Genomic DNA, 16657 nt, shown 5'->3' on the forward strand with positions numbered 1-16657 from the left:
CAGGGGGCTGCAGGGGTGCACTAGGCGGGGGACCGCAGGTGTGACCGGAGGTGTGACCCCCCGAATCCGGTGATCTTCCATTCGCCCAGGTCAGGGACCATGGGCAAGCCCCTCTCGTCAAACGACACCTCTTACCTCGCGATAGCCGAGGGGAGAGGTCAATCCGTATCCCGGGAGGCCGGTGGCCGCGCGGAGGGGTACATGTACCGGTATGGCTCGTGGACGGATCCGGTGGCCTCTCGTCCCAGCGGCCTGTATGGCGCATCTGGCCGTCTCTGATTAGGCCCTACCCGCCGTCACTGGCGGCGCCGGCAGTGTCCGGCGGTCGCGTACGGGCGGATGGAGCGGGAGGCCACCGTCGGGGTGGTTCGACGGCGGCCTCGTCTGCGGTCGTGGGTCAGCCGATGCGGATGAGGCCGGCGGTGGCGGTGGCGGGTGCGAGGGTCGCGGAGCCGGTGTAGGTGGCGGTGTAGCCGAGGTTGAGCAGCACGGCGGTGACGGGGCAGGGACCGGTGCAGGTGGCGGTGCCGGCCGTGTTGGTGGTGGCGGTGCACACGGTGGTGGCGCCGACGGTGAACTTGACCGGTGCGCCGGGGACGGGCTTGCCGGTGGTGGTGTCGGTGAGGGTGGCCGACAGGCTGAGGGAGAGGGTGAGCTGGCCGGGTGCGATGGACAACAGCAGCGGCTCGGCGGTGATCTTGGTGGTGTCCTTGGTGTAGGTGTACCGGCCCGCGGGCACCGCGGTGCTGGTGCCGCCCGGGGTGGTGACGGTGACGTCGACCTGTCCGGTCGTGTTCGCGGCGGGGGCGGTCGCGGTGATCTGGGTGTCGCTGTCCACGCGGAAGGAGGCGGCGGCCGTGGTACCGAAGGTGACCGCGGTGGCGCCTGTGAGATTGCTGCCGGTGAGGGTGACGGTGGTGCCGCCCGAGGCGGGGCCGGTGGCGGGGGTGATGCCGGAGAGAGCGGGCGCGGGGACCCGGTAGGTGTAGGTACCGGCGTCCACGGTGCGGCCCTTGGCGGTCACAGCGACGTCGACGGCGCCCGCGGCGTGCGGCGGGGTGACGGCGGTGACGGTGTTGTCGTCCACCACCGTGACACCGCTTGCGGAAGTGCCGTCGAAGGTGACGGATGTGGTGCCGGTGAGATGGGTGCCGGTGAGGGTGACGGTGGCGCCGCCGGTGGTCGGGCCGTGGTCGGGGGCGATGGCGGTCACCGTGGGGAGAACGGCCTTGCCCATGGCCAGGCCGTTCGGGCGGGAGCCGGTGGCGACGGTGCCGGTGACGGTGAGCGTCGCGGTGTCGATCACGGACATGGTGTCGGAGAAGGAGTTGGTGGCGTAGACGCGGGTGCCGTCCGGGTCCGCCAGGACCGCGTTGGTCCCGGCACCGACACCGATGGTGGCGGTCACCGTGTTGGTCGCGGTGTCCAGGACCGAGACGGAGTTGCCCAGCCGGTTGCCGACGTAGACGCTCCCGCCGTCCGGGGTGACGGCGATGCCCTGCGGCTGCTGCCCGACCGGGACACTCGCGGTGACGGTGTGGGCGGCGGTATCGATCACCGAGACGCTGCTGCCGTTGTAGTTGGAGACGTAAACATGCGAGCCATCGGGGCTGACAGCGAGCCCGCTCGGGTCTCCCGCGGCAATGGTGGCGGTGACGGCCAGCGTGGCGGTGTCGACCACCGACACGGTACGGCTGGAGAAATTGCCCACGTAGAGCCGGCCTCCGTCCGGGGACAGCCCCAGGGAGGACGGAAAGTTCCCGGTCGCGATGGTGGCGACGATGGTCAGGGAAGAGGTGTCGATCACCTCGACGCCGCCGGGGTTGGCGGTGTGGGCCACGTAGACCCGCGCGCCGTCCGCGGAGACGGCCACCGGCAGGGGAGAACCACCGACCGGCACGGTGGCGGCGACCGTGTTGGTCGCGGTGTCGATCACCGAGACGGAGCTGCTGCCCCTGTTGGTCACCCAGGCCTGGGAGCCGTCCGGGGTGAGCGCCACATTCGCGGGCGAGGTCCCGACCGCGATGGTGGCCACCGTCGCGCCGGACGCCGAGTCGACGGCGGCGACGGAGTCCGCGCCCTGGTTGGCGACGTAGATCAGCTGCCCCGGGCCGGCCGCGTGTGCGGGTACGGCCGGCAGTACCGCGACGGCCGCACCGAGTGCCGCGGTGGCCAGCGCGGCCTCCGCACGCCTGCGCAGACGGCGTAACGGCCCCGGACGTATCGCCATGCTGTCAGTGCTCAGTGTCATTCGTTCCGCCTCTCGCGGGATGAAGCAGTCCGACCGTCCGACCGGACTGTGCCCGATAACGCTAGGTACACAAGACCTGACGCATCATCGAATGATCGATGATGACCGCTTATGTTCACGCGCGGCCGCTGCGATTCCGGGCCCCTGAGCGGCCAACTGCGCAAATGTGCCGCCCCCCGCGTGACCCGCGGGCGACCAGCGCCACCCCCTCTGGAGCCATCTGTGTCCCATCCGCCGGGCGGGCGCACGGCGCCTCCGGGCCCACGCCGCGTTCACCGGCGTGTGCCGGCGTATGTCCACGGATTCCGGACGTTCGGACAGTGGCTGGGTGGCCGCCCGGCGTCGCACCGGTGCGTGTTCAGTCGTCGGGCGGCTCGTTGAGGGGATGAAGGCGGGTATGGCTCCGGCCACCGGACGGCTCGGACTGCCGTGCGGAGGGAGGGGTGGGCCCGCGTGTGTGCCGACCCGGGGAGAGCTGTGTCCCATCCGTTCGTGTCAGAGCAGGCAGCGCCCGCCGGACGCCGCCTGCATCCTGTGCTCGCCGTTCCGCTGGTGGTCGTGGCGACGGCCGTGCTGCCGCCGCTGGGCGCGGTCCTGGCGTCCTGGGTCCGCTGGGGCAAGTCGGCCAGGGCGGTCACAGTAACGCTGGCCTGCGTCTGGTTCATCGTGTTGGTGTCGGTGGGCCAGGGCAGCCCGAAGCCGCGCGACGATGCCAAGCCTGCCGTCCAGCCGGCCGCCACGGTCACCGCGACCGCGACGGCCACGGTGAGGGTGACGCTCACCCCGGCCCCCGTCGCGCCGACCCCTGCCCCGGCCGCGCCAGCCTCAGCATCCACGCCACCCATGCCGTCCCCGCCCGCTCCCGAACGGCCCGCCGCACCCCGGCAGGCAGCGCCCCCGCTGCCGGAACCGGACCGGAACGCCGGTACCGGCAACAGGGCCGGCGACAACGTTGACGATGGGGAGGGAACCGGCGGCGGGGTGAGCTACCGCAACTGCAGTGAGGTCCGGGCTGCCGGTGCGGCTCCGATCCACCGCGGGGACCCCGGATACGGTCGTCACCTCGACCGCGACGGTGACGGCACGGCATGCGAGTAGTCACCACGACACCGGCACCACCCCAGGTACCGCCAAGTCGTTCCGAGATGGCTTGGCGGGTCAGCGGCTCCTGATGGTGCCGCGGACGAGGGCGTAGGGCATGACGCAGAACGCGCCGAGGGTGGTGGCGACGATCATGGTGAGGAACAGCCAGTAGGAGAAGCCTTGGCCGTTGGAGGAGGCGAGGAGGCACCCGTACGTGAGGCTGGTGAGGATGCCGGTGAGGGCGATGCCGACTGCCCATCCCACCACCCTGAGTCCGAAGCCGAGACCGATGTACGCCCAGAAGAGGGCGGGCCCGGCCACGGCCGCAATGGGGACCCGATACGGGGTTCACCACCCGATCCGCACTCTGCCTTCAGAAGCGCCGCACCCAACGGCGCTGCAGGGTCCGTGAATGCCCTGTCTGGCCCTACGGCTCGGGTTCGAGTTCCTCGCTGCCGTGGGCGCGGCAGGTTCGGCCCTCCTTATAGGCCACGACGTACCACGGCGCAGGGTAGGGGGAGGTGCAGTCGGTGAGGAATCTGGTGTCGACCAGGATGCCGCTTTGGGCAGCGCCCAGAACGTGCACACAGCACTTGGTGGGGAGGGCGTAGGGGCGCGCCTGTGCGGCGTGGAGCGGGGAGGGCTGCCACAGCTGCCACCGGTGCAGGTGCCTGCGGTAGTCGTAGCAGGCGTCTCCGCTGTACCGGACGGCGCACAACGCGTCCGCGGCCATGCGCCAGGCGGCGCCGACGTGGCCCGTGGCAGCGCTTTCGACCTCGTACAGACGGTAGGCGCGCTGCTGGAGCTGGGCGAGGGGCAGCCTGCCGAAGAGGCCATACTCCCAGGCCAAAGTCGCGGACGTCGCGGTGTAGGGCCCCGGCTGCCAGGGAGCCGAGCCGTCCTTCATCGCGGGCTTATCCAGGTGTGCAGGTAGCCCACATCCACACCGCGGGCTTCGGGCCCGATCGTCTCATGCTTGCGGAAGAGGAGGGTGAGGCGCTCGCGGATCTCCTCGCGTGCCGCCTCGCCCAGTTTGTCCACCACGCACAGCGCCGGGCCGAAGTGGTCGGCGAACACCGAAGCCAGCTCGTCAGCTGTGCCCGGGACGCGGTAATGGGTGAGCAGGGTACGGATCCGGGCTGTCGGGCCGAAGAGGTGGCGCAGCCCTGGTGCCGTGCCCCACAGGCGGGCGATCCCCTGGATGGATTCGGCGACCGGATGGAGATCGTGCAGGGTCTGGAACATGGAGGTGATGACGCTGTCGGGGTTCCAGTTCGCCATCACGATCATGCCGGTGGGGCGGCACACCCGGAGCATCTCGAGTGCCGCTGCTTCGCCTTCGGGCGCGAACATCGATCCGTATGCCGACAGCACCCGGTCGAACGATCCGTCCGGGAAGGGCATCCTGGCCGCGTCACCCCGCCTGAAGGCCACCGACATTCGCAGTCGGTCGCGGCGCCGGTTGGCGGCTTCGATCATGACCGGGTCGTAGTCGATGCCCGTCACCTCGGCGCTGCGGCGGGCTGCGTGGAAGGCGGCGTTGCCGGTGGCGCAGGCCACGTCGAGGACATGATGGTCGGGCCTGACATCGGCCTCTTGCACGAGCCGGAGGCTGATGCCGGAGAGCCTGCTGGCGACGGCCTGGTAGTGGTCGGCCGACCAGTAGGCGTCCTGGTCGTTCATGGGACCTCCACGATGCGTCGGGACGGACGGACAGGGGCGGCGCGTGGAGGCCGCGGTGCTGTGCCGCCTCGTCGAGGGCTCGCCTGGCGCCGGCGGTGCCACACGCGGAGCCTTCCGGACAGCTGTGCTGCCGCCGGGCGTAGTAGCAGCCTCGGACAGTCCGGGGAATGCCGGGGGAGAAGTGCGGAACGGCCGTGAAGGCGTTGCTGCCAGGGAATCGCCGCGGTCTGCGTTGCACAAGGGAGCAGTACGGAGCCCGGGGAGCGGCCCCGCGCATGGTGCTCCGTCGGACAGTGCGCTGGCGCAACGGTGTCATTCCAGGGGCCTCTTTGCGCTGAGCGCCACCTCTTGTGGTCCTGGGCACTGCGTTCGAAGCTGTGTCAGCGGGCTGGCTCTCTGGTCGGCCGAGGTCTGAGGGCCGGGGCCGTCGAGAGCATCCGTCCCCCCGCGTAGACGCTTCCCTCACCAGCGCGGCTCGACTACGGCGTGGTTCGTCTGCGCCGTAGCCGTCCTGGACGTATGCGGTCCCTCGGCGGTCCGCAGTGGTCGGGTGGCGAGGAAACCTTCATGCACGAGTCGAGTGGCAGGGGGAGTCGATGGAGCTCACGTCCACGGCTCATGACTGGAAGCGGCACTTCGCACACCTGGGCGTCAACTTGATGCCGGTGAAGGGAGCGCCGGGGAACTGGCAGGTCAGCGCCATCGCATACCGGCATCCGCCCTTGGTCCTGAGCCTGACGACACCGTTCGGTCAGTTCGTGGTGAACGAGGCCACCCTGCAGGCCGCATGCGGCCTGATGAGCCTGTTCGGACGTCGTGAAGGCGACGGACCCCGCCGCACCGGCGTGCCCTTCGCCGCGGTGTGCGGGGCGGTGGCTGCCGGCCAGGGCATCATGGCCGCCCTGATCGCCCAGGCCCGCGGGAGCCTGGACGTGTCCCAGGTCAGTGTCAACGCGGGGGCGGCTACGCTGTTCGCGCAGTCCCACCACGTGGAGCTGACCGCTCTCGGTCCGGTCCTGTCAACCCTGGGAGCCGGCAAGCCCCCACCCTTCTTGACCGCCGACGGACACCGGGTGGAAGTGGAGACGTTTCGCGCCGAACGCTGGGCGGCGTTCTGGAAGAGACTTGGAGTCGACGGCCATGACGCGATGGTCTCCTGGCGGTCGCACGAAGCCCGCCAGTGGACCGCCTGCTTCCGCGTGCCGGAATCCCTGCACCGCGCGGCATACCTCCCGCTGAAGGACATCCTGCAGGCCGCGCACGGTGAAGACGTCTGCGTGAGCAGCGTGTCCAGCCCCATCGGTGACGGCCTCATCGAGCCGTGGCTGCTCTCGCCCTCGCCCTGGACGGGCCCGCCGCCCACCGAGGACCTCGACGAGGGCGCACTCCCGCCACGCTGGCTGCCGCTGGCCGGCATGCAGGTCGTCGAGGCCACTCACTACCTCCAGGGATCCTACGCCGGAAGGGTCCTGGCATGCCTGGGCGCCCAGGTGTGGCGGGTCGAACCACCCGACGGTGACCCCGCTCGCGGTGTGGAACCGGTCCGGGCCGGCTGCTCGGTGTCCTTCCGCTCCCTGCACCGCGGCAAGGAGGCCCTGTGCGTGGACCTGAGAAGCCCACGGGGCCGACGCCGTGTTCACGAAGTGGTCGCCAAGGCGTCAGTGTTCCTGACGAACTGGTCACCTGGAAAACTAGGACCGGCCCACCTGGACTACACCACCCTGCGCCGGATCAACCCGTCCCTGGTGTACGCCCACGCTACCGGCAGCCCGCCGGACGACGAACGCTGGCCGCACACCGCCTCGGACTGGTCCATCCAGTCCGCGACCGGCATGGGCTACGCCGTCCGCTGTGACGACGAGCCTCCGGCCGTCAGCCAGATGACCATGCTCGACCCTCTCGGCGGACTGCTGTGCGCCGAAGGGATCCTGACCGGACTCATGCAACGCCAGCACACCGGCTTCGGATGCTACGTCGAGTCCTCCCTGCGCCATGCCGCCCACGTCCTCATGACCTTCACCCGCCCCGCCATGGGGCCGACCTTCCACCCACTGCCGACGAAGTCCGGCTACCTCGCCGTGGACGACACCAGGATGCTGCGCAGACGACTGGGCCTGGGCCCGGACGCCACCCGGAAGGACTTCGCACGCGCCCTGCGGCCGGCGGACAGCCATGACTGGGAGGACGAGCTGCGCCGCGACGGGCTGGCTGCGACGCGGGTACGGACCATGGACGACATCATCGAGAACCCCCTCGACCCCGCCTGGCTGCGCTACGACAACGGAATCCATGTCGCACCCCCTTGGAGGATCTCGTGACAGGGGCACAGCCTGCCCTGCAGGCGCGCTACTGGGCTGCCGACCGATACCAGAAGGTCGCCAACAGGCTTTCACCGCTCAGTGTCGCTCTCTGCGACCGGGCTGCCCTCCGCGCCGAGGAGAACGTCCTGGACGTGGCCACCGCGACCGGCAACGCAGCGCTCACGGCCGCCGAACGGCACTGCAAGGTCACCGCCATCGACACCGACCTACACATGCTCGGCGTCGCCCAGCGCCGAGCCCTGGACAAGAACCTGCAACTGACACTGCGCAACTACGACGCACAGAACATGCCGTTCCCGGCTGACCTGTTCGACGCGGTCATCTCGGCCGGCGGCGTGCAGTTCGCTCCGGATCCCGCGGCCTGCGCGGCCGAGCTGCTGCGCGTGTGCCGGCCGACCGGGCGCATCGTGGTCGGCAGTTGGGGGCCAGCGTCCCCGATCACGATCATGTTCGAGATCCTTCACGCGGTATGCCCGCTGGTGAACAGCATCCTTGCGTGCTCCACCGAATGGGGCACAGCCAAGGGCCTGCACCGGCTGTTCGAGGGGAAGGCGACGGTCGAGGCGGAGGAGTCGTTCGTGCACGTCGAAGTTCCCTCCGTGGAGGAATGGGCGGACATCCTGTGCGAGAACTTCGGGCCCGCAAGGCTCGCGATCGCCGAGTCCGACGCTCCCACCGCCGCCGAGATCCACCAGTCACTGCGCACTCTTTTCGCGCAGTGCACCGACGGCGAGGCCCCCTCCGGCAACGCACGGCTCCGCATGGAATGCCTCCAGGCCGTCGTCATCCCCTTGACCGCTTGACTGCTCGGCAGTCCCGGCACTCCCGTGCCCCAAGCACCCCCGCTCCGTCACTCAGGAGGAACCCCATGCCCATCGTCGTCCGAATCCCCAACATCCTGCGCCCCTACACCGATGACCAGGCACAGGTGCCCGCCCAGGGCAGCACCGTTGCCGAGGTCATCGCGAACCTGGAGCAGAACCACCCCGGCATCGCGACCCGGATCCTCAACGAGGACGGGGTGATGCGCCGGTACGTCAACATCTACGTCGACGACAACGACATCCGCTTCAAGGACAACCTCGACACCGCGGTCCCCGAGGACGCCGAGGTCTCCATCATTCCAGGGGTGGCGGGAGGCTGTTGTTGAACGCCACACCCCACCGGACGCCACCCGGCTTCGCACCGCTTCTACCGGTGCTCAGCCGGGACGTCAACGTCCCCACCTCGCACGGCGACATCACCTACGCCGCCCTCGACTACGCCGCCTCGACCCCCCTCCTGGAACAGGTCTGGGAAGAGGTGGCCGCCTTCGCTCCCCGGTACGGCAGCGTCCACCGAGGATCGGGCCACCTCGCCCGGCACTCCACGTCCGTGTTCGAGGGATCCCGTGAGGAAGTGGCCCGGTTCCTCGGACTGCGCCCCGACGACCGAGTGGTCTTCACCAGATCGACAACCGACTCCCTCAACCTCCTCGCGAACTGCCTGCCGGACGACAGCACGGTGTACGCCTTCGACACCGAACACCATGCAGCGCTCTTGCCCTGGCCCCGGGACAGGCTTGTCCTCCTGGCGGCCCCGGGTTCTCCCCAGCAGGCCGTGGAAAGCCTGGACCGGGCGCTGCTCAAACGGCGCCGCCCCGGTACCGACCTCGTCTGCGTCACAGGGGCGTCCAACGTCACGGGCGAGCTGTGGCCGGTCAAGGAACTGGCCGACACAGCCCACCAGGGAGGGGCGAGGATCGTACTCGACGCCGCCCAGCTAGCACCGCACCGGCCGATTTCGGTCAGCGACCTCGACGTCGACTGGGTGGCGCTGTCCGGACACAAGCTCTACGCCCCCTTCGGCGCTGGTGTGCTGGCAGGCCGCTGGGACTGGCCCCGGCAGGCCGAGCCCTACCTCGCCGGCGGCGGAGCTTCAGACTCGGTGCGACGGGTCCGCAACGGACTGGAGATCGTCTGGAACGACGGCGTGGCACGCCACGAAGCCGGCACGCCCAACGTCATCGGTGCCCTCGCGCTCGCCTCGGCTTGCCGAACGCTGCGCGCGGTGGGCTTCGACGCGCTCAAAGCCCACGAAGACCACCTGCTGGGAAGGGCCCTCGCGGGCATCCACGACGCACCTGGCACCCGCCTGCTGCGGCTGTTCCCCGACGGCGGCGACCGGGTTCCGGTCCTGACCTTCGTCGTGGACGGAATGCAGAGCCTCGCCCTGGCCGAGAGCCTGTCCGAGGAATACGGCATCGGCGTGCGCGCCGGCCTCTTCTGCGCGCACCCCCTGATGCACCGGCTGCTGGACGGCGATGCCACCTGTGCCGCCGCGTCGCAGGGGTGCGAAAAGGCACCTGTGAACGCCGTACGAGTGAGCTTCGGCGCCGGGACCCCCGACGAACACGTCAGCCGCTTCGTCAACGGGCTCCGAGAACTGATCGAACGACTGCCGTAACCCACATGCTCACTCTGTGCCGACTGGCAGTAGGGGACAACGAGGACCAGCACCGCCCGCTGACACGGCATACCAGAACGCTGCTCCACCGATTGCACGACAGGTACCAGGCCAAGGGCCACAGCCCACTGACCACGCAGCGAAGCCCATCAGACGCCGATGACTCGGGGCGCTTTCGCCCACAGAGCTCGGTCAGGCCCAGTCGACGCCCAGCTGCGCGAGGGCGGCGAGCTGGTCGGCGGTGAGCTTGTCGCGTCGGCTCTTGGTGTTCGAGACCCATACGCCCAGCTTCACCATCACCGGTTCCGCCTCGCCCTCGACCGTGATTTCCTCGCCGTGGGCGCGTGGGACCGGCTGGCCCGCGCCTTCCCGCTCGACCCACTGTGTGAGGGCTGTCAGGCCCCGTTGGAACGCCTGCTGTGCCTTGCTCGGCCCCTCCGCCGTACGCGCGGCCGCCGGGGCCGGAGGCGACGCCTGAGCGGGCTCTACGCCCAGTGAGCACTGTGCATCGTGAAAACTGCCAGTCCTCGCTGCCGTAACCCCGTACATCGACCAAGCCGCACTCCGTAACCGCATCGCAGAGCTCACGGCCTTCACCGAGAGAGCCCTCTCAAGACGCCGACCCAGCCGTCAGTGACTTCCGAACTCATCGACATTGATCAAGCGATGGGATCACGCGGTGACTCCCGAAGCCGTCGACAAACGACTCCCGTTCTCGTGTACAGAGCCAGCGCACCAGGCCCGGCTCCTCGAGCCGCAGCTTGTTGCGCGGCTGAACCAACGTCCTGGTCTTGAGGCGGTGCGGTGTCTGCGGGTACTGACCCCCCAGGATGCCCGGCTACCGACGGAACGGGCTCATAAAAGTCCGGGAGACGGTCATCCGCCTGCAGGCCGGGGGTCCTCCACACCAGCCGTGGTGGCGCAGCCCGCTAACGAGGAGATGCCGACCCCGTTCTACGCCCCGGTGAAGTCCTCCAGCGAGCAGCCGCATTCGGAGACAGTCCGTGCTCTCGCGCGAGAGCGCGCCCGTGCGTTGCGACGTTGACCAAGGTTCCGGCCCTAATGCGCCAGCTGGCTACCCTGACCGAAGGTGCCCGCGGAAGGTGCCGGACATCGAGAGGAATCACATGGCCGAGGACGGCATCGAGCAGAGCCAGCCCAGCGATCTACAGGCCGAGAGATCTGTCCTGCGCGCGATGCTGTTCTCCACCGACGCCATCGCGGACATCGTGGAGATTCTCCGTATCCGCGATTTCCACCGGCCTGCCCACGGGCTCATCTACCACGCTGTGCTGGCCGTGTACGCGGCGAATCAGACACCCACCCCGTTCAGCGTGTGCGAGCACCTGACCGAGTCGGGGGACCTCGAGGCGGCCGGCGGAGCCGAGTACATCAATGCCCTCGCCGGCAGCAAGCCCTCCAGGAAGTCCTGGAGCGCCCAGGCTGAGCGGATCCAATCGACCGCCAGGCTGCGCCGTTTGCAGGCCGCGGCCGCCAACATCCACGACCTGGCGGCCAACGGCACCCCCGAGTTCGTCGACCGCATCGTCGACGCCGCCGAATCCGAGATCTTCGCAGCCAGCAGCCAAGACGCCGGAAGCATCCCACCCGCCTACGCCCTCGGAGACATCTGCGAGGACACCCTCGACGAGATCGAAGCCGTCGGACGCAGAGCGGGCGACGTGTCTGTGGGGGTACCCACCGGATTCACCGACCTGGACTCGCTCACCGGCGGCCTGCGCCCGGGAACCCTCACTGTCATCGCCGCCCGCCCCGCCATGGGAAAGTCCACCCTGGCAGTGGACTTCCTGCGCTCCGCCTGCATCAAAAGCAACCTGCCTGCACTGTTGTTCACCCTTGAGTCACGCAGGACAGAGGTCGTCATGCGGATGCTGTCCGCGGAAGCCCGCGTCGCACTGCACCACATGCGTTCCGGCACCATGACCGACGACGACTGGACCCGCCTCGCCCGCCGCATGCCCGACGTCTCCGCCGCACCCCTGTACGTGCAGGACAGCTCACACGCCACCTTCACAGAGATCCGGTCCCAAAGCAGGCGTCTGCACCTCCAGCGCAACATCGAGCTCATCGTCGTCGACGACCTCCAGATGCTCACCTACGGCACGCGCCCCTTCGCCTCCCGATACGAGGAGGTCTCAGAGATCTCCCGCTGCCTGAAACTCCTTGCCAAGGAACTCGACATCCCGGTCGTGGCCATCTCGCAGCTCAACCGCGGCCCCGAACAGAGGACGGACAAGAAGCCGCAGATCAGCGACCTACGCGACTCCGGAGCGCTGGAAGACAACGCCGACCTGATCATCCTCCTCCACCGCGAAGACGCATACGAGAAAGACTCCCCCCGCGCAGGCGAGGCGGACCTCATCGTGGCAAAACACCGAAACGGCCCCACAGCAACCATCACGGTGGCCTTCCAGGGGCACTACTCGCGGTTCGTCGACATGGCATCCACCTAGTGCCACATCAGGCAACCTTCGCCCTGTGGGTCGTTCCGATGCGGCAGGGTGGATGATGATGCCGTGAGCTTCGATCTTGCGGTTCTAGCGATGGACGAGTCGGCTGACGCTGCGACGGCGCGTGCGATGTTCGATCGGTGTACCTCCGACCACCACGACGAGGGTGAGTTGGATGAGCGAGTGGTCGGGTTCTATGAGCGGCTGCGCTCGCTGTTCCCAGACCGCCCTCCTTTCGCCGCAGAGTCGCCGTGGATGTCGACGCCGCTGACGATCGGTATCGACCACGTGATCATGAATCTGAGCTTCTCGTCGCGGAGCGACGCGGCCATCAAGGCGATCGAGGAGCTTGCAGCGGAGTTCCGCCTGGTTATCTGGGATCCGCAGTCCCAGGACGCCCATCTGCTGGGGCGTGATTGACCAGGCGCTCTGCTCGATTCAGGCGACGTTCGCCCTGCTGACGACGCTGCGCAGGCGCTCGTCCTGGGCGTGCTTGTTCCGCCAGATGATGTAGCGGCGGATCATGCTGCCCTGCTCCCTGTGGCTGGCATGGTCGGTGCCGTCGAGGGCGAAGTAGCGCAGGGCCGTGAACTGGGCCTCGATCCGGTTCAGCCAAGAAGAGTTGGTCGGGGTGTAGGCGATCTCCACGTTGTTCGCCGCGGCCCAGGTCCCGACCCGTTGGCACCGCTTCGTCGTCAGGTGGGGTGAGAAGTTGTCGCAGACGATTGCGATGTGCACGTCGGCCGGGTAGAGACTGCGCAGGTAGTGGCAGAATTCCAGAAACTTCGAGCGGTTCTTGGTCTTCTTGATGTGGCCGTAGAGCTGGTCCTTGCCCAGGTCGTAGGCGGCGAACAGGTGCCGGACTCGATGCGGGCGGGTATAGGTCGCCCGCCGTCTCGGCCTGGGCTCCCGGTCGGGATCCTTGTGCTTGCCGCCGCGTTAAGCCCACTGCCGTCCAGGGTGGGGCTGGAGGTTGAGCGGGCCGAACTCGTGCAGGCAGAAGACGACTTCCGGCTCACCTTCCTCGGGTATGACCTCGCCGTCGGCGATCGCGTAGAGGTGCTCGACGCGGGCCTTCTTGGCCGCGTCGTCGGGGTCTCGGGAGGTCTTCCAGGTCTTCACACGTTGAAAGGAGACGCCCTCCTCGCGGAGCAGGACCCGAAGGCCCTCGTGGCTGATGTCGTCGACCACCCCCTCGGCTACCGGGACGTCGGCCAGCTTGGCCAGGCTCCAGGTCGAGAACGGCAGGCCGTGCTCGGCCGGCTTGGACTTGGCGATCTTCTTGGTCTCCCGGCGCTCGGGCAGCGTGAACGTCCGTGGCCGCCCGCCTTTGTATTTCGGGTAGAGGGAGTCGAAGCCGTCAGCGTGGAAGTTGTGGATCACGTCCCGGACCCGGTCCGCACTGGTGAACGTCACTTCGGCGATCTTCGCAACGTTCATGCCCTGCGCGGACAGCAGCACCATCTGCGCTCGCCGCCAGGTCACCACAGACCCCGTGCCCCTGCGGACGATCCGCAGCAGTCGTCTGCCCTCGTCGTCATCGATCTCACGGACCCGCACGCGTTCTACCACCCGGGCAGTCTGGCGGACGCGCGCAGCCCGGAACGAACCGGACGGCGCGTCACAGCAGGGCGAACGTTGCCTGATGTGGCACTGGGTTCTGTCCGGCGGATCAAGGCGCCGTAGGCTCCGGTTCATGCACAGCACCCTGACAGAGCACGCTCGGTGCCTCTACGGAGATGAGTACCGGCCGACACCGGAGTGCGGCCGGGAACACCGGGAGCACTACTTCGTCGAAGAGCTGACCTTCGCCGATGCGGACGTGATCCTCGCCATGTTGCGCGAGCTCTGCCCGCAGTACGTCGACGGAAATCTGCCTGTCTGGATTCGGAACCTCTCGTATCGGCTAGTGCTGTTGCAATGGCCGGACGAGCCCGGGCTGATGCGGGAGGCTGCGATGGTCCTGCAGATCTTCGGTCCCGACTGGGACGACATCGCAGCGAACCTGATGAAGCGGGCTGACGCTCTGGAATCGGGCTGATCATGTCTTGAGCCAGAGGCGGATCGAAGCCACCGTGACGGTGCCGTGGAAGACGTAGGCCCTCTTGTCGTAGCGGGTTGCGACGGCCCGGGAGTTCTTGAGCCGGTTGATCGTGCGCTCGACCTCGTTGCGGCGTTTGTAGATCTCGCTGTCGAAGCCGGTGGGCCGGCCGCCCTTGCTGCCGCGTCGTCTGCGGTTGGCCCGCTGGTGTGGAACGTCGCGTAATTCGGCTCTGTCGGGGATCTTGTGATGTCACAGGGTCGCGGGTCGAGCAGTACATGTTGGTGTAGGAGATCGAGGTCTCCGCGTCCTGCAGGGCGGCCAGGCCGGCGAGGACATCGGTCTGGGATGAGAACGTTTCCCGTATGGCCAACACAGACGAAGCAGAAAACGACGTTGAGCATGCCGTCATCGCTCACTACCGCCTGGCCGACGCTGGTCTCGGCGATCCAACCCAGCGGGAGGCCGTCCGCCAGGCCCAGTCCCTCCTTACCGAGGCGATCGAGCAAGCCGACGTCGGCGAGTTCGACGGGAACGAGTACGGAGGCGGCGAGGTCGCCCTCTACGCCTACGGATCGGACGCCGATGCACTCTTCGCCGTCATGGCGCCCATCCTGAAGGACCTGCCGTTCCGGCCGGCGCACGTCGTCCTGCGCTACGGCTCCGTCGATGACCCATCGGCTGCGGAGCATCGCGTCGACCTCTGACGAGACGAGTCACCAGCTCCCAGCCATACGGGCCCCTGGAAAATCGGGCTCTGCCGGGGATCTTGTGATGTCGCAGGGTCATGAGCTGAGGAGTACGCGTTGGCGTAGGAGGTCGAGGTTGGCTCGGCCGTACTGAACTTGAATGCGTCATGTCGGTTGCTGGGATCAGGTGGTCACCGCTTGCGGTTGGGGCTCCACTCGTAGGTTCCTGGTGCCGTCTCGATGACTTCGCGGGGCCAGGTCTGCCGGACCTGTTCCAGGCGCCCGAGGTGCTCCGCGATCCAGTCTCCCTCGGGTCGGGTTCCCAGGACCGTCGTAAGACGGTCCGGGTCGCTGACCTGGATCGACAGCCAGCCGTCTTCGTGCACGTAAATGTCAAGGCTCAGGCCGCGGCCTCCGCCGATGCTGGCTGTTTGGCCTGGTTCCAGGCTGGACAGCTCCTGCTCCCAGGAGTCCAGGTCGTGCTGGAAGAGGTAAAGGTCGAGCCGGGCGTCCACGAAGCTCGCGGAGGCGAGTACGTCCGCGTGCAGGATGTCGTAGCCGGCCAGCGCGCCCGGCTGGGACCGTCCCGTGACGCGCACGATGCAGCGATTCCCGTCCGGATCGGCGAGGTGGATCAGGTCCATCGGAGCGGGTTCCGTCATGAAGTTGCTCGCTTTCGTGCGCTGGTGTGGGCTGCATCGTCTCCTACCGGCGGACGAGCGACACAGTCAGGCCCAGGCCTGGAGAGTCAGGTGCCCAGGGCCAAGCCGGTGCCGGCAAGACAGCCGTCGATCACGTCCGGCCGGTACTGGAGCTGCTTGAGCCGACGCTTGACCGCGCGGGTTACTTGGCTGAGGCTGGCGGCGGCGAGGTTGCCGATGTCGCGCTTGACCAGGGACCACACGCCCTCGGTTGGGTTGAGGTCGGGCGCGTAGGTGGGTAGCTGAACGACCGTGAGCCATTCGGCGTTCGCGTCGATGAACTCGCGCAGCGGCTTCGTCAGGTGTAGTCGGACGTTGTCCCAGACCAGCACGATCGGCCCGCCCAGCTGGATGCGGGCCCGGACGATCAGATCACGGAAGTCGCGCCAGCCGAAGCGCTTCGGCTGGTCCTTGCGCCCGGTGTACTCCCGGACCGTATAGAACAGCCGGGTCCGCTCACCAGGCTTGTAGCAGGTCATGCCGCCATCGACACTCGCCCGGAACCGCGGCCACGCAGCCGCACGACCGGCGCGCAGCCCCGGCGGCCCCGGGTTCTGGCACGCGGCGGAGTCATCGACTGCCCGGCCTCGTCTTCAAAGACGATCCAGGCCCCGCGCTCCGCCGCGATGCTTTTACCCGCGGCCAGGTCTCCTTCTTCCAGACTTCGACCGAGGTGTCGTCACGCTCGATGGCTCTCCGGGCAGGCTGTTGCCACGACCAGCCATGCCGCTTGAGCAGCAGCCATGTGCCCTCGACCGTGTACGAGACGTGGAACAGGCGACCAATCAGCGTCTTGATCCGAGCCAGGGTCCACCGCTGGTCCGCCCAGCCGTGGACGAGCGGTCCTCGCTCTAAGAAGCCGTATTCATACCGATCACCGAGTGTGGTGATCGAACGGGTTTCCTGATCGGGTGATCTCGGGATGATCGGTGCATGAGGACAGGGCCTCTTGGTAGCTCGGAGGCGTTAAGT

General features: G+C 68.2%; 16 protein-coding genes and 3 pseudogenes. 9 read left to right on the plus strand and 10 right to left on the minus strand.

Annotation, left to right across the window (positions count from 1 at the left end; genetic code table 11):
* Window positions 1-397: 397 nt before the first annotated feature.
* The gene (locus ACIPXB_RS25300) at window positions 398-2251 is read right to left on the minus strand and encodes an IPT/TIG domain-containing protein (protein ID WP_401453610.1); all 1854 of its coding nucleotides are present in this window, start codon (window positions 2249-2251) and stop codon (window positions 398-400) included.
* A 492-nt stretch (window positions 2252-2743) separates the two neighbouring features.
* Here ACIPXB_RS25300 and ACIPXB_RS25305 point away from each other — a divergent pair, with 492 nt between their 5' ends.
* Window positions 2744-3349 carry an excalibur calcium-binding domain-containing protein gene (locus tag ACIPXB_RS25305; RefSeq protein ID WP_401453612.1) on the plus strand — a complete coding sequence of 202 codons (606 nt, stop codon included), beginning with the start codon at window positions 2744-2746 and terminating at the stop codon, window positions 3347-3349.
* 60 nt (window positions 3350-3409) lie between these two features.
* Here the strand turns inward: ACIPXB_RS25305 and ACIPXB_RS25310 are convergent, their stop codons facing one another.
* The 3 genes from ACIPXB_RS25310 to ACIPXB_RS25320 form a co-directional block, all read right to left on the minus strand.
* Window positions 3410-3655, minus strand: coding sequence for a hypothetical protein (locus tag ACIPXB_RS25310; RefSeq protein ID WP_401453614.1), 246 nt, complete (start codon window positions 3653-3655; stop codon window positions 3410-3412).
* Between the two features lie 106 nt (window positions 3656-3761).
* Entirely contained in the window at window positions 3762-4241 is a 480-nt protein-coding gene (locus ACIPXB_RS25315) for a hypothetical protein (protein ID WP_401453616.1), read from the minus strand.
* On the minus strand, window positions 4238-5017 hold the full coding sequence (locus ACIPXB_RS25320; protein WP_401453618.1) for a class I SAM-dependent methyltransferase: 780 nt from the start codon (window positions 5015-5017) through the stop codon (window positions 4238-4240). The genes ACIPXB_RS25315 and ACIPXB_RS25320 overlap by 4 nt, the downstream gene beginning before the upstream one ends.
* 596 nt (window positions 5018-5613) lie before the next feature.
* Here ACIPXB_RS25320 and ACIPXB_RS25325 point away from each other — a divergent pair.
* From ACIPXB_RS25325 to ACIPXB_RS25340, 4 genes are all read left to right on the plus strand, one after another.
* Window positions 5614-7335: a CoA transferase gene (locus ACIPXB_RS25325; RefSeq protein WP_401453620.1), complete on the plus strand. Its 1722-nt coding sequence runs from the start codon at window positions 5614-5616 to the stop codon at window positions 7333-7335.
* Window positions 7332-8141 (plus strand): class I SAM-dependent methyltransferase, encoded by an 810-nt coding sequence (locus ACIPXB_RS25330; protein WP_401453622.1) that lies wholly within the window; start codon window positions 7332-7334, stop codon window positions 8139-8141. Before ACIPXB_RS25325 ends, ACIPXB_RS25330 begins: the two co-directional genes overlap by 4 nt.
* A 65-nt stretch (window positions 8142-8206) precedes the next feature.
* On the plus strand, window positions 8207-8488 hold the full coding sequence (locus ACIPXB_RS25335; RefSeq protein ID WP_401453624.1) for a MoaD/ThiS family protein: 282 nt from the start codon (window positions 8207-8209) through the stop codon (window positions 8486-8488).
* Complete coding sequence (locus ACIPXB_RS25340; protein ID WP_401453626.1) at window positions 8485-9783, plus strand: aminotransferase class V-fold PLP-dependent enzyme; 1299 nt, start codon at window positions 8485-8487, stop codon at window positions 9781-9783. The genes ACIPXB_RS25335 and ACIPXB_RS25340 overlap by 4 nt, the downstream gene beginning before the upstream one ends.
* 192 nt (window positions 9784-9975) lie before the next feature.
* Here the strand turns inward: ACIPXB_RS25340 and ACIPXB_RS25345 are convergent.
* Window positions 9976-10278: pseudogene (locus tag ACIPXB_RS25345) on the minus strand (helicase associated domain-containing protein); the annotation flags it as partial.
* Window positions 10279-10910: 632 nt separating this feature from the next.
* Between ACIPXB_RS25345 and dnaB the strand changes: the two are divergent.
* Window positions 10911-12257 carry a replicative DNA helicase gene (dnaB, locus tag ACIPXB_RS25350; RefSeq protein ID WP_401453716.1) on the plus strand — a complete coding sequence of 449 codons (1347 nt, stop codon included), beginning with the start codon at window positions 10911-10913 and terminating at the stop codon, window positions 12255-12257.
* A 63-nt stretch (window positions 12258-12320) separates the two neighbouring features.
* Entirely contained in the window at window positions 12321-12674 is a 354-nt protein-coding gene (locus ACIPXB_RS25355; RefSeq protein WP_401453628.1) for a hypothetical protein, read from the plus strand.
* An 18-nt stretch (window positions 12675-12692) separates the two neighbouring features.
* Here the strand turns inward: ACIPXB_RS25355 and ACIPXB_RS25360 are convergent.
* Window positions 12693-13826: pseudogene (locus ACIPXB_RS25360) on the minus strand (IS630 family transposase).
* A gap of 124 nt (window positions 13827-13950) precedes the next feature.
* Between ACIPXB_RS25360 and ACIPXB_RS25365 the strand changes: the two are divergent.
* Window positions 13951-14295, plus strand: coding sequence for a hypothetical protein (locus tag ACIPXB_RS25365; protein WP_401453630.1), 345 nt, complete (start codon window positions 13951-13953; stop codon window positions 14293-14295).
* Here the strand turns inward: ACIPXB_RS25365 and ACIPXB_RS25370 are convergent.
* A pseudogene (locus ACIPXB_RS25370) lies at window positions 14296-14502 on the minus strand (IS5/IS1182 family transposase); the annotation flags it as partial.
* A 158-nt stretch (window positions 14503-14660) separates the two neighbouring features.
* On the opposite strand from ACIPXB_RS25370, the gene ACIPXB_RS25375 reads away from it, so the two are divergent.
* Complete coding sequence (locus ACIPXB_RS25375) at window positions 14661-15002, plus strand: hypothetical protein (RefSeq protein ID WP_401453632.1); 342 nt, start codon at window positions 14661-14663, stop codon at window positions 15000-15002.
* Between the two features lie 173 nt (window positions 15003-15175).
* Here ACIPXB_RS25375 and ACIPXB_RS25380 read toward each other — a convergent pair whose 3' ends face one another.
* The 3 genes from ACIPXB_RS25380 to ACIPXB_RS25390 form a co-directional block, all read right to left on the minus strand.
* The gene (locus ACIPXB_RS25380) at window positions 15176-15646 is read right to left on the minus strand and encodes a DUF5959 family protein (RefSeq protein WP_401453634.1); all 471 of its coding nucleotides are present in this window, start codon (window positions 15644-15646) and stop codon (window positions 15176-15178) included.
* 86 nt (window positions 15647-15732) lie between these two features.
* Window positions 15733-16164 (minus strand): transposase, encoded by a 432-nt coding sequence (locus ACIPXB_RS25385; RefSeq protein ID WP_401453636.1) that lies wholly within the window; start codon window positions 16162-16164, stop codon window positions 15733-15735.
* 91 nt (window positions 16165-16255) lie between these two features.
* Window positions 16256-16612, minus strand: coding sequence for a winged helix-turn-helix domain-containing protein (locus ACIPXB_RS25390; protein WP_401453717.1), 357 nt, complete (start codon window positions 16610-16612; stop codon window positions 16256-16258).
* Between the last annotated feature and the right edge of the window lie 45 nt (window positions 16613-16657).

The organism is Streptomyces sp. NPDC090022 (assembly GCF_044748145.1).
Classification (GTDB): domain Bacteria; phylum Actinomycetota; class Actinomycetes; order Streptomycetales; family Streptomycetaceae; genus Streptomyces.

Coding starts and splice junctions, on each gene's coding strand:
- ACIPXB_RS25385 (WP_401453636.1), bottom strand. CDS start 16,164: ATGACCTGCTACAAGCCTGGTGAGCGGACCCGGCTGTTCTATACGGTC.
- ACIPXB_RS25375 (WP_401453632.1), top strand. CDS start 14,661: ATGGCCAACACAGACGAAGCAGAAAACGACGTTGAGCATGCCGTCATC.
- ACIPXB_RS25365 (WP_401453630.1), top strand. CDS start 13,951: ATGCACAGCACCCTGACAGAGCACGCTCGGTGCCTCTACGGAGATGAG.
- dnaB (WP_401453716.1), top strand. CDS start 10,911: ATGGCCGAGGACGGCATCGAGCAGAGCCAGCCCAGCGATCTACAGGCC.
- ACIPXB_RS25320 (WP_401453618.1), bottom strand. CDS start 5,017: ATGAACGACCAGGACGCCTACTGGTCGGCCGACCACTACCAGGCCGTC.
- ACIPXB_RS25325 (WP_401453620.1), top strand. CDS start 5,614: ATGGAGCTCACGTCCACGGCTCATGACTGGAAGCGGCACTTCGCACAC.
- ACIPXB_RS25335 (WP_401453624.1), top strand. CDS start 8,207: ATGCCCATCGTCGTCCGAATCCCCAACATCCTGCGCCCCTACACCGAT.
- ACIPXB_RS25380 (WP_401453634.1), bottom strand. CDS start 15,646: ATGACGGAACCCGCTCCGATGGACCTGATCCACCTCGCCGATCCGGAC.
- ACIPXB_RS25300 (WP_401453610.1), bottom strand. CDS start 2,251: ATGACACTGAGCACTGACAGCATGGCGATACGTCCGGGGCCGTTACGC.
- ACIPXB_RS25315 (WP_401453616.1), bottom strand. CDS start 4,241: ATGAAGGACGGCTCGGCTCCCTGGCAGCCGGGGCCCTACACCGCGACG.